6 protein-coding genes are annotated in these 12971 nt (G+C 47.3%); 3 read left to right on the forward strand and 3 right to left on the reverse strand.

Annotated features, from left to right (window positions below):
* Positions 1-101: 101 nt before the first annotated feature.
* Together B5J94_RS00390 and betT are read right to left on the reverse strand one after the other, a co-directional pair.
* Positions 102-860 carry a MipA/OmpV family protein gene (locus tag B5J94_RS00390; protein ID WP_079363857.1) on the reverse strand — a complete coding sequence of 253 codons (759 nt, stop codon included), beginning with the start codon at positions 858-860 and terminating at the stop codon, positions 102-104.
* Between the two features lie 123 nt (positions 861-983).
* Positions 984-3011 (reverse strand): choline BCCT transporter BetT, encoded by a 2028-nt coding sequence (gene betT / locus B5J94_RS00395; RefSeq protein ID WP_062500963.1) that lies wholly within the window; start codon positions 3009-3011, stop codon positions 984-986.
* 464 nt (positions 3012-3475) lie between these two features.
* Between betT and betB the strand changes: the two genes are divergently transcribed.
* The 3 genes from betB (at position 3476) to B5J94_RS00410 (ending at position 12066) form a co-directional block, all read left to right on the forward strand.
* On the forward strand, positions 3476-4993 hold the full coding sequence (gene betB, locus B5J94_RS00400; RefSeq protein WP_062500965.1) for a betaine-aldehyde dehydrogenase: 1518 nt from the start codon (positions 3476-3478) through the stop codon (positions 4991-4993).
* Positions 4994-5271: 278 nt separating this feature from the next.
* Complete coding sequence (gene betA, locus B5J94_RS00405; protein WP_062498732.1) at positions 5272-6984, forward strand: choline dehydrogenase; 1713 nt, start codon at positions 5272-5274, stop codon at positions 6982-6984.
* 273 nt (positions 6985-7257) lie between these two features.
* On the forward strand, positions 7258-12066 hold the full coding sequence (locus B5J94_RS00410; protein WP_062498731.1) for an NAD-glutamate dehydrogenase: 4809 nt from the start codon (positions 7258-7260) through the stop codon (positions 12064-12066).
* Positions 12067-12208: 142 nt separating this feature from the next.
* Here the strand turns inward: B5J94_RS00410 and B5J94_RS00415 are convergent, their stop codons facing one another.
* Positions 12209-12913 carry a GntR family transcriptional regulator gene (locus tag B5J94_RS00415; protein WP_062498730.1) on the reverse strand — a complete coding sequence of 235 codons (705 nt, stop codon included), beginning with the start codon at positions 12911-12913 and terminating at the stop codon, positions 12209-12211.
* Positions 12914-12971: the final 58 nt, after the last annotated feature.

Genomic DNA, 12971 nt, shown 5'->3' on the forward strand with positions numbered 1-12971 from the left:
GGTTCAGGTTTGCCCTTTTTATTGTTTGATAATTATTTTTGGGTTGTAGGGGCGAATCACATTCGCCCTTGATAAATCAAGCACTTATATAAATTTAACCATTAAAAGGTATAAGTCAAACCCACATTTGCCCCAATGTCCACTTTATCATCAGTTAGGGGGCTGTCTTTTTGGGTTGATGAGAGCCATTCGGCTTTGGTGTTGGCAAAGGCACCGATGTGGTCGGTAAATTGGTATTTGCCAGAGACCGAGACAAAGGGCGAGTAGCTGGATTTGGCGGTGTAGGTGTCTATGCCTGTTTTGGTGCTTTCTTGTTCGGATACGCCAAAGTAGTATTGGTTATAATCATCGCTGTACCAGTTTACGCCAAATTTGGGATACACAGTGAGCTTGTCATCGGCGAATTTAAACAGACTGCGATGAGCCAGTGAGACGGTTTGACCGCCACTTCTGTCCATCATGTCCGTGCCTGCCTTAATCTCAAAACCGCCCACAGGCGTGATACGCATATAACTTAGCACGATATTGGCACTGGATTTACGGCTATTTAAGCCTTTTAGGGCGGTTGTGGTGGCGTCATCTGGCTCAAAGTGGCGAGATTCATAGCCTGCCCCCACACGAAACCAATTTTCGCTGTCTTTGTGAGCATAAAAACCCAGCTCTGAGCCTTCGGCATAAAAATAGTCGTTATCGTATAGCACGAGTGGCACTGCCCCCACTTTATCATCGGTGGCATAGGCGTGCGAGCCAAAACTGGCTAAGGCACCAATGGTCAAGCCGTCAAGGGCGGACGTGTCTGATTGGGCATGAGTGGACAAGCTAAGGCTAAGTAGGGCTAGGCTAAGTAAGGATTTTTTCATGATAAATGTTCACGGATAAAAAATAGGATTATTATAATGCAAAAATGGCAGTTTGGGAATGACAGTTTAGGGGGATTTTAATAAAAAAGCGTGCCTTTTGACACGCTTTTATTTTTTGACAAATCATTCAGGAAACACAGGGCGATTGCCAGGGGTTTCACGATTTAAGTGCAAAAACGCCCGATGACGCTCGTATTTGTCAAGTACGTCATTGATGACTTGTTCGCTGTTAAAGCCTGACAAATCATTGCCTTGCAAGCCTTCAAACAAATACGTCTCCAAGCGATAATAAAACTCTTGCCCGTCATCAACTGTTGGACGCTCTGGCACGGGGTATTTGACAGGGACAATGCCATAGACGAAGTTGTACTCATCCTTATAATCCACCGTCAGCATATGTTGTACAAGGCTTGGCTCATCGTCCAAGGCGACCGATTCCACACGCACCGACAGCCCCTTTTGGCGTAGAGCGTCTGCCACGTCAGTTAGGGCAGGCAAGCAGACATTGGTCATCATCGCTTTTGTTTCTTGGGTGTCAGGGTAGGCGGTAATGCGGTGCAGGCGAGTTTGCCAGTCGCTCACGTCCACGCCACCTGCCACAGGCACGGCGTTGATTTTGGTAATCTCTTCTCTAAAATCTTCAAGGCGTAACGACTTAAACAGCCCCACCATGACAAAAAACATGACAAAGCTAAATGGCAAGCCCATGACAATGGTTGCTTTTTGTAGGGCGGTGATACCGTCTGTCATCAGCATGGCAGCAGTTAGCATACCGATTGCCACCGCCCAAAACAGGCGTATCCAAATGGGGGGTGTGTCGGTGTTTTTTTGGCTTTTAAAGCTAAAATTACTCAGCACAATCGCCCCAGAATCTGCCGATGTTACATAAAACAAAAGTCCCGAGACAAAAGCGATGATTGCCGTTACCGAGAACCACGGATAAGTGGATAATAGCTCATAAAAGCCAATCTCAGGGCGTGCGATGATTTTTTCGGCAAAGGCAAGGTTGCCCCCTAGCACTTCATTTAAGGCACTGTTACCCATGACCGACAGCCAAGCGAGCGTAAACATAAAGGGAATGAACAAGGTGCCAATGACAAATTCACGAATGGTGCGACCTTTTGAGATTTGAGCCAAAAACAGCCCCACAAAAGGCGACCACGCAATCCACCACGCCCAAAAGAACAGCGTCCAGTCTTGAATCCATTGTTTTTGTTCGGGCGTTTGGTTGTAGGCAAAAGTATCCAAAGTCAAAGTCGGAAAACGGCTAAGATAGTCGCCTACGTTCATGACAATGGCGTTTAGTAAAAATTCGGTATTGCCCAAAAACAGCACAAACAAAATCAGCCCCAAGGCAAAATAAATGTTAAGCTCCGATAGGATTTTGATGCCTTTGGATGCCCCTGTGGTTGCCGACACAATAGTAATGGCGACCGCTAGGGCGATAAGTCCGATTTGCCAAAGTAAGTTTTCAGGCAAATCAAAAATAACGTGCAGTCCGTAGTTTAGTTGCACCACCCCAATACCGCAAGTGGTAGCAATACCAAAAATCGTCCCCAAAATCGCCGCCACGTCCACAGCATGACCTGCTGGTCCGTCAATCTTTTTGCCGATCATGGGGTACAATGCCGAGCGAATGGTTAGGGGCAGATTGTAGCGGTAGGCAAAATAGCCAAGGGCAATGCCCACCAACGCATACATACACCAGCCCGTCAGCCCATAGTGAAAAATCGTCCACATCAAGGCTTCACGAGCCGCCTGTGTGGTCTGACCGTCCCCAACAGGCGGATTCATGTACTGCATGATAGGCTCTGCCACCGAAAAGAACATGATGTCAATGCCAATCCCTGCAGCAAACAGCATGGACGACCACGTCAAAAGACTGTATTCAGGTTGGGAGTGCTTGGGGCCTAGCTTGATGTTGCCATAGCGAGAGCAGGCGATGAACAGTACAAAAATGATATACACCGATGCGGCAAAAAAGTAGTACCAACCAAAAGTGGTACTTACCCATGCCAACACACCATCCAAAATGGCGGATGCACTGTCATTAAACAGCATGGTATATAAGCTAAAAAAGACAATAATCACCGCCGAACAGGCAAATACCGTTCGGTTTAGGCGACCGTCTTTGGATTTGGTATCTTCCATAGCGTTACCTTCCAAGTTTGTTAATGATATAAAATTGATAGGGCGTGCCTACCTTTGGTATTTTCAATGAAAAATGAGAAAGATTGCACGTTTTTCAAGGAAAAAACGTAGGCTGATAGTTATTCTATCAGGCAGGTTTTTGGTGCAGAAAAACAAGGTTTAGCCATTTTTTCATGCAAAAATTGATTGAAGTGTAAATTTCATCTTATTTTATGAAAATGTTATCAAGGTTTAACACGCTCTAAATATTTTCAAAAAACCTAATAAATTTACAAAAAGTTTACAAAAATCAATTTGCAATACACAATCATTTAACACAAATTAAACAAGAAATTCATTAAAAATCAATTATTTGCGTTATAGATGATTTTTTGTTATCATAACCTATCTTTTTGGTTTCATCAACCTTTGAATAAAATTTATAAGTTTTGATGATATATTTTTAAAAATACAGGAGTCTTGTTATGCCATTGTCATCACTACCAAACGTAGAACAAACATCGCTATATATCGGTGGAAAATATGTATCCGCCAGCAGTGGGGAGTTTTTTGAGACGGTCAACCCTGCCACGGCAGACACGCTTGCCAAGCTACAAAGTGCTTCAAAAGCGGACGTGGATAAAGCGGTGCAAAGTGCCAAAGCAGGACAAAAAATCTGGGCAAGCATGACGGCGGTGGAGCGTTCTCGGATACTGCTAAAAGCGGTGGTGATTTTGCGTGAACAAAATGATGAGCTGGCACGCTTGGAGACGGCGGACACAGGCAAAGCAATCAGCGAGACCGCTTACGTGGATATTGTTACAGGGGCGGATGTGTTGGAGTATTATGCAGGGCTTGCCACAGCCATTGAAGGGGTGCAAGTGCCACTTCGCACTGGCAAAGAAGGGAGCTTTTTTTATACCCAAAGAGAACCGCTTGGCGTGGTGGCAGGGATTGGGGCGTGGAATTATCCCATTCAAATCGCCCTATGGAAATCCGCCCCTGCCTTGGTGTCTGGTAATGCCATGATTTTTAAGCCGAGTGAAGTTACGCCTTTGACCGCCCTAAAACTTGCCGAGATTTATAGCCAAGCTGGCGTGCCTGACGGGGTGTTTAATGTCGTGCAAGGCGGTGGCGATGTGGGGGCGTATCTGACCGAACACCCTGATATTGCCAAAATCTCATTTACAGGCTCGGTGGCAACAGGCAAAAAAGTGATGAGTCTTGCAGGAGCATCATCACTAAAAGACGTAACCATGGAGCTTGGCGGTAAGTCGCCCTTGATTATTTGTGATGATGCCGACATTGAGCTGGCGGCTGATGTGGCGATGATGGCAAACTTTTATAGCACAGGACAAGTGTGCACCAATGGCACACGAGTTTTTGTGCCAAGTGCCAAAAAACACGCCTTTGAACAAGCCATTTTGGCACGCCTGCCCAAGGTTCGCTTGGGCGACCCAACTGATGAGACAACCAACATGGGTCCTTTGGTGAGCTTTGCCCACATGGAGCGAGTGCTTGATTATATGGAGCAGGGCAAAAAAGCAGGGGCAACGGTGCTGTTTGGCGGACGGCGTGCGGTGGCGAATGATTTTGCCGAGCGTGGCGAGTCGCTGTCCAAGGGGGCGTTTGTGCTACCGACTGTCTTTACCGATTGCACCGATGAGATGAGTATTGTTACCGATGAGATTTTTGGGCCTGTCATGAGTATTTTGACTTATGATGATGAAGATGAAGCGATAGAGCGTGCCAATGACACGATTTTTGGCTTGGCAGGGGGCGTGGTTACGTCTGATTTAAATAAAGCTCATCGCATTACCCACGCCTTACAAGCGGGCATTTGCTGGGTCAATACATGGGGCGAGTCGGATGCCAAAATGCCTGTGGGTGGCTATAAGCAATCAGGCGTTGGGCGTGAAAATGGCATCATGACGCTGGAACATTATACCCAAGTTAAATCCATTCAGATAGAAATGGGTAAATTTGAGTCTATTTTTAAATAACACCATATCATACCCCATTCTCAGCTTTGTGTAAGTGATTGATTTATCAAGGGCGAATTGCAATTCGCCCTTACAATCCAAAAAATAATCATTGGAAAACCAATAGGCTAGCATTTTAAGTTGAGATTGGGGCAAATTATCAAAATTTATTAACTTATTAAATCTCTTTCCAAACTAAAAATAAACCCTTATAAGTATTGGGGTTGAAGTTTTTAAAAATCCATAAAAATCAGGGTTTGGAAAGAAGTCTATTTTTATTAACTTATTAAGGAAAACTCATGACAGAATATGACTATATCATCATCGGTGCAGGTTCGGCAGGCAATGTGCTTGCCACACGTCTGACAGAAGACAGTGATGTGAGCGTGCTACTTCTAGAAGCAGGTGGCCCTGATTATCGCTTGGATTTTCGCACGCAAATGCCCGCAGCACTGGCGTACCCCTTGCAAGGCAAACGCTACAACTGGGCGTATCTGACCGACCCTGAGCCTTATATGAACAACCGCCGTATGGAGTGCGGACGTGGTAAGGGGCTTGGCGGTTCATCGCTTATCAATGGGATGTGCTACATTCGTGGTAATGCCATGGATTTGGACAATTGGGCAAAAATGGACGGGCTAGAAGACTGGACGTATGCCGACTGCTTGCCTTATTATAGAAAATCAGAAACCCGTGATGTGGGCGAAAACGACTATCACGGTGGCACAGGCCCTGTGAGCGTAACGACTTCACAGCGTGGCTCAACCATAGGCAGTAGCGTGCTGTTTAATGCCATGGTAGAAGCAGGCGTGCAAGCAGGTTATCCACGCACCGATGATTTGAACGGCTATCAGCAAGAAGGCTTTGGACCTATGGACAGAACGGTTACACCAAAAGGACGCCGTTCTAGCACGGCTCGGGGCTATCTAGACATGGCAAAATCACGTCCCAATCTTACCATAAAAACCCATGCCGTGACCGACAAAATCCTATTTTCAGGCAAGCGTGCCATTGGCGTGCAGTATCTACAAGGCAATGACACAAACCCCACAACCGTCCACGCCAAGCGAGAAGTGATACTTTCGGCGGGGGCGATTGCATCTCCGCAGATTTTACAGCGTTCGGGCGTTGGGGCAAAAAGTTTGCTTGATGAATTTAAAATCCCTGTCGTGCATGACCTGCCAGGGGTGGGTGAGAACTTGCAAGACCATTTGGAGATGTATCTGCAATACGAATGCAAGAAACCCGTATCGCTGTATCCTGCCCTAAAATGGTACAATCAACCTGCCATTGGGGCCCAGTGGCTGTTCTTGGGAACGGGCATTGGGGCGAGCAACCAGTTTGAAGCAGGGGGTTTTATCCGTACCCGTCCTGAATTTGAATGGCCAAATATCCAGTATCACTTTTTGCCAGTTGCCATTAACTACAACGGCTCAAATGCCGTAGAAGAGCATGGTTTTCAAGCACACGTTGGCTCCATGCGTTCGCCGTCTCGTGGACGTATCCGCCTAAAATCGCTAAATCCCCACGACCACCCAAGCATTTTGTTCAACTATATGTCGCACGAGCAAGACTGGCAGGAGTTTAGAGACGGTATTCGTATCACTCGTGAAATTATGCACCAGCCTGCTTTGGATGAGTACCGTGGGCGTGAGATTAGCCCAAGTCGTAATGCCCAGACCGATGCCGAGCTTGATGAATTTGTGCGTAATCATGCCGAGACCGCTTATCATCCGTCTTGTAGCTGTAAAATGGGTATGGACGATATGGCGGTTGTGGACGGGCAAGGGCGTGTGCATGGCTTAGAAGGTTTGCGTGTCGTTGATGCGTCTATCATGCCCCTTATCATCTCAGGCAACCTAAACGCCACCACCATTATGATGGCAGAAAAAATTGCTGATGTCATGCGTGGGCAAAAATTGCCAAAATCAACGGCAGGTTATTATAAAGCCGACCCTAACGTGCTAAGACAAGAGCCTGTGCGAGCGTTTGACCCGAGTATGATGCTTTAAGGGTTTGTAAAGGGCGGATTTATCCGTCCTTTTTATTTTTGTATTTTTCATTGCAAAATCTAAACTACAAAGACGGATGTCAGTACATCTCAAATCCAACACCAAAACACTTATCAGAAATATATCTAAAAAATTTTATATTTATCATAAAAACTAATAATAATACAAAGATTTTCCATTTGCTATTTTGTCCGCTTTGGTTTAGTTTATAGGCGTTTATTTTTAAATCATCCATCATAGATAAACTTAATAAACCCAATAATAGGAAAAAACATGACAAGCAACCATCTGACCATCAGCCCTGAACGTGTCAGCAACATCGCCCGTCACGCCACAAGCCATCATCATGACAACCACGCCAACCATCAAGAGATATTGGCGAAGTTTATTCCCATCTATTATCAGCACTTGCCCACAGAGATGGCGGACAGGTTCTCCGATGAGACGTTGTCGGGCATGGCATTGCACCATTTTAGCTTACTAAAAACACATAACGGCACAAGCCCCAATATCAGCGTCATCAACCCTTTGGGCGAGTCACACCTGTTTAATAGCGAGCGTACCGTCATTGCTTTGGTCGCCATTGATCGTCCCTTTTTGACCGACACGCTACTCATGAGCTTGGAGCGTCGGGGTATTGGTGTTCATCGCATTTATAATAACATCATCAAGGTAGAACGCACAGACGGACACATCAGCGACATTCAAGCCGTCGATGAGAGCAGTGGTCGGGCGGACAGCTGTTTTGCGTTGGTGCATATTGAGATTGACCGCCAAAGCGATGACAAGTTGGCGGACATCAAAGAGATGTTATTAAAGAAAATCCACACCATTGATGTCATCGTTGGCGACTTTGGGGCGATGGCGGACAAGCTGGACGAGATTAAAGAAGAGCTAAAAAGCCTACCCATTCCCACAGAGCATTACACCAAAGAAGCGGTGACGGGCTTTTTGGAATGGGTGGGGCGTGATAACTTTATCTTTATGGGGTATCGTGAATATCGTTTTGAAAATGACAATGGCACACCTGAGCTGTACTCGGTGGGCGGTAGCGGACTGGGCGTGCTACAAGGCAAAGAGACCGATGAGTTATCCAAGAGCTTTCATGGTCTGCCCACGCACCTAAAACACCTGATAGCCGAGCCACGCGTGCTACTGTTGTCTAAATCGGCACGTCTGTCGCCCATCCATCGCCCTGCTTATCTGGACTTTTTGGGCATTCAAAAATACAACGACCAAGGCGAGCTGATTGGCGAATATCGTTTTGTCGGACTGCTGACATCACGGGCATATCAGACCAGCGTGGCAAATATTCCGCTACTTAACGAAAAAGCGGGCAAAATCCTTGCCATGTCACGCCTGCCCAAAAACAGCCATGCTTATCTCAAACTTGCTCACATCGTCAATACCTTGCCCCGTGATGACCTATTCCAAGCCAGTACCGATGAGCTCTACCCGATGGTGGCGAGCATTGCCAGCTTGCATGACAAAAACCGCCTGCGCCTGCTCGTGCGTACCGACCATTATCAGCGTTTCGTGTCGTGTCTGATCTATGTGCCGTTGTCTAAGTTTAACAGCGACTTACGCCAAAAAATCCAAGACATCCTAACCCAAGCCTTTGGTGGTGTGTCATCGAGCTTTACGACCGAATTTAACGAGCTTCATCATGCCCGTGTGCATATCCATGTACGCACCGAGACGGGCAAAGTCAAGGATTATGACCTAGCCAAGTTGGAGCGTGAACTGTCGGCACTCATGCACGACTGGACGGATGAATATGCCAAAGCCCTAACCGCTCAAACAGGCGAGAGCCGTGCCAGAGAGATATTGGCGACATTGGGGGCGAGCATTCCTTTGACGTATCGTGAGCGGTTTGATGTGCATACGGCGGTGGCGGATACTACCAAATTGCTGTCGCTTGATGATGATAAACCCAAAATTTGGCATTTGTATCAGTCGGCAGGCGAGCGTGCGGACAGCCTAACCCTAAAACTCTATGGCAGGGGCGAGATTTTGACGTTATCGCACGTCTTGCCGATATTGGAGCATTTTGGGGTGGCGGTCATCTCAGCGTCCACTTATGACTTTGGTGGACAAGACACCCCTGATGTCAGCGATGATTTGTGGCTACAAGAGTATAAACTCACCCTAAAAACAGGATTGACGGTGGATTTGACCGCAGTCAAAACGCAGGTAGAGCATGCCTTGGATGAGATTTGGCAAGGGCGTGTTGAGTCCGACCGCCTAAATCAGCTGATTTTAACCACGGACATTGACACCTATGATGTGGTGGCACTGCGTGCCTTGTCTCGCTATATCGTCCAAGCCCGAGCCCCATTTTCAACCGACTACATTCACAGCACGTTGGTGGGCAATCCTGCCATTGCCAGTTTGCTTGTCAAGCTGTTCCATGCCAAGATGTCGCCTGCTGAGCAGACGGGCACCGCACCGATTTTGGCACAGATTGACAGCGAACTTAGCTCGGTAACCAGTCTTGATGAAGACCGCATTGTGCGTTGGTTCTTGGATTTGTTAAACGCCATGCTACGCACCAATTTTTATCAAGTGGACAAAGACGGGGCAAGAAAAGACCGCTTGTCTTTTAAATTCAAAGCAAGTGATATTCCCAATTTACCAAAGCCCAAGCCCATGTTTGAGATTTATGTGTACTCGCCAAGAGTTGAAGGGGTGCATTTGCGTGGTGGTAAGGTGGCTCGTGGCGGACTTAGATGGTCTGACCGTATGGAAGATTACCGCACCGAAGTGTTGGGTCTTGTCAAAGCCCAAATGGTCAAAAACTCGGTCATCGTGCCTGTGGGTTCAAAAGGCGGTTTTGTCTGCAAAGATAAATCCAAGCAAGCAAGCCGTGAGACATGGCAAGCCGAAGGCGTGGCGTGTTATCAGACCTATATCCGTGGTTTATTAGACTTGACGGACAATTTGGTTGATGGCAACGTTGTTCCGCCTGCTAATACCGTCCGCCATGACGAAGATGACCCGTATTTGGTGGTGGCAGCCGACAAAGGCACAGCGACTTTCTCAGACATTGCCAACGCCCTGTCTGCCGAATACAACTTTTGGCTACAAGATGCCTTTGCTTCAGGTGGCTCGGCAGGCTATGACCACAAAGGCATGGGCATTACCGCTCGTGGGGCGTGGGAGAGTGTCAAACGTCATTTTCGCTTGATGGGCAAAGACATTCAAGCCCGTGATGAATTTACCGTGGTGGGCATTGGCGACATGAGCGGAGACGTGTTTGGTAATGGTATGTTGCTATCAAACAACACTCGCCTTGTGGCAGCCTTTAACCACTTACACATCTTTATTGACCCCAATCCTGATGCCAAGGCAAGTTTTGTAGAGCGTGAGCGTCTGTTTAATTTGCCACGTTCGGCATGGACGGATTATCAGGCAGAGCTTATCAGTGAAGGCGGTGGGGTGTTTAACCGCACCGACAAAGCCATCGCCATCACCCCACAGATGAAAGAGCGTTTTGACATCGCTGAAGATAGCCTTACGCCCAATGAGCTACTAAATAAGCTTCTAAAAGCTCCTGTGGACTTGATTTGGAATGGTGGTATTGGCACTTACATCAAGTCATCTGATGAAGACCACAGCGATGTGGGTGACCGTGCCAACGATGCCATTCGTGTGGATGGGCGTGAAGTGCGTGCCAAAGTCGTGGGTGAAGGTGGTAACTTAGGCTGTACTCAGCGTGGACGTATTGAGTACGCCCTAAATGGTGGACGTATCTACACCGATGCCATTGACAACTCAGGCGGTGTAAACTGCTCAGACCATGAAGTGAACATCAAAATCCTGTTGGGCTCAGTTACTGAGCGTGGGGATATGACCATCAAACAGCGTAATGACTTGCTGGCGAGCATGACCGATACGGTGGCAAATTTGGTGCTACGCCAAAACTACTTACAGCCACAGACCATTGAGCTGTCAGCTTATCAAGCCCCTGAGCGTGCAGGCGAGCATATTCGCTTTATGAATTTCTTAGAAAAAGCAGGTCGCCTTGACCGTGCTATCGAATATCTGCCAAGCGATGACACCCTAACCAAACGCAAGGCAAAAGACGGGCGTGGGCTAACCAACCCTGAGCTGGCGGTACTGTTGTCTTATGGCAAAATGTGGGTGTATGACGAACTACTTGGCAGTGGTCTGACCGAAGATGCCTACTTCTTGCATGAGCTTAAAAAGTACTTCCCAGATACGTTGGGCGAGCAGTTCTTTGATGAGATGACCCGCCATCGCCTGCACCGTGAGATTATCTGCACTTATCTGACTAACGGACTGGTGAACCGTCTGGGCATAGAAAACGTGTTTGCCATGAGTGATGAGACAGGTCACAGTGTGGCGGACATCACCCGAAGCTATGCCATCGTGCGTGATGTCTTTGATGTGCAAACGGTGTGGGACAGACTGTCAAGCCTTGACAATGCCGTCGCTGGCAACACCCAAATCGAGCTTGAACTTACCATCCAAGATGTGCTAAAACAAGGCATGGCATGGTTCCTAAATCGTCAGCTGACAGGCGAGAGTGTGGCACAGACGGCACTGACCTTTAAAAACTTGGTGGCGGACTTGTTCTCTTATGATGTCATTGATGAACATTTTGGGGCGTATATCGCCAAAGATGTCGCTGATTTGACCGCCCAAGGACTTAGCGATGATGATGCCCGTGCCTTTGCCCGCCTGCCCATCTATGTGCATGCCCTAGATGTTGTGGCACTTGCCGAGCAAAAAGGCGTGGCAGTGACTGACGTGGCACAGGCATATTTTGGCGTGTTCTCACAGCTACACATGGACAAGCTGACATCAGCGGTGGCGGAGTTGCCTGCTGAGAGTTATTGGGACAGAAAAGCGTCTTATGCACTCACTGGCGAGTTTAACCGCACGCTCATGACACTCATCACCGATGTGCTGGCGGTGGGCGGTCTGTCAGCATGGCAGGATGAGCACCGTGAGCGACTGGCAGTGTTGTCAGAGCAGATAGCTGGCTTGTCAGACAAAGTGGGACTGGCGGAGCTGTCGGTACTGCTGAGCGAAGTTAATGGTTTAAAAATGGTTTAAAACAGCTTTAAATTTATAAATATTTTTAAAAATTTAAGCCATCAAAAACCCCAATCTAAGGTTAGATTGGGGTTTTGTTCATAAAACTTATTTTTAAAAAGTATGTATCACACCATACGACAAATCTATGACAAACCTAGCCTTAGCCCAATTCCCCATCAAACCGAAAAGTCGCCCCATCGTGCCACATCTGCACAAAGGTAACAACCTTATCGCCTGAATAAGTGTAGCGAGACAAACGCAGGGCAGGCGAGTTTGGCGGACAGCCCAAACAAGTCGCCACATCAGACGGGCAGGGTTTGGCTTCAATAAAATAGTGTCCACGCACAAGCGGTACTTGACTGATAAGGTAGTCGCTTGTGTTGATTTTGTTAAAATCTTGATGTTCAAAGGCGGGGATAATCGCCAAATCCACAAAACGCCGTTCAAATTGCAAAGGCTTATCATCACCAAAATGCACAATCTCCACCTTATATAGATGCTGAGTGTCGTGAAATACCGCCCGAGCCGATGGCGGTAGGTCGCTATGGGGCAAGGCAAGCTGGCTTACGACTTTGGCATGATAGCGTTTGCCTGTGTTTTGTATGTCATGAGCGATATTACGAACGGTGATGAAAGTCTGGTTAAACCGCTGCTGAGCCACAAATGTTCCTGAACCTTGACGGCGTTCTAAAACTTGCTCATCTGTCAGCTCTTTTAGGGCACGATTGACAGTCATGCGAGCCACATCAAATTCACGAGACAATGCCATCTCGGTGGGAATGGCAGAGCCGACCGCCCATTGTCCTGCGTGGATTTTAGCTAAGATGGCGGATTTGATGCGTTGGTAGGCGGGTGTTTTTGGCATGGTCTTGGCTAAAAATTAATAGTATAGCGTATTTTAAGCCAAAATTAAAGACAATGAT

Source organism: Moraxella lacunata (genome assembly GCF_002027545.1).
GTDB classification, from domain to species: domain Bacteria; phylum Pseudomonadota; class Gammaproteobacteria; order Pseudomonadales; family Moraxellaceae; genus Moraxella; species Moraxella lacunata.

What these genes read in the sequence shown, in the direction of transcription:
- B5J94_RS00415 (WP_062498730.1), bottom strand. Translation starts at nt 12,913, where the DNA reads ATGCCAAAAACACCCGCCTACCAACGCATCAAATCCGCCATCTTAGCT.
- B5J94_RS00410 (WP_062498731.1), top strand. Translation starts at nt 7,258, where the DNA reads ATGACAAGCAACCATCTGACCATCAGCCCTGAACGTGTCAGCAACATC.
- B5J94_RS00390 (WP_079363857.1), bottom strand. Translation starts at nt 860, where the DNA reads ATGAAAAAATCCTTACTTAGCCTAGCCCTACTTAGCCTTAGCTTGTCC.
- betB (WP_062500965.1), top strand. Translation starts at nt 3,476, where the DNA reads ATGCCATTGTCATCACTACCAAACGTAGAACAAACATCGCTATATATC.
- betT (WP_062500963.1), bottom strand. Translation starts at nt 3,011, where the DNA reads ATGGAAGATACCAAATCCAAAGACGGTCGCCTAAACCGAACGGTATTT.
- betA (WP_062498732.1), top strand. Translation starts at nt 5,272, where the DNA reads ATGACAGAATATGACTATATCATCATCGGTGCAGGTTCGGCAGGCAAT.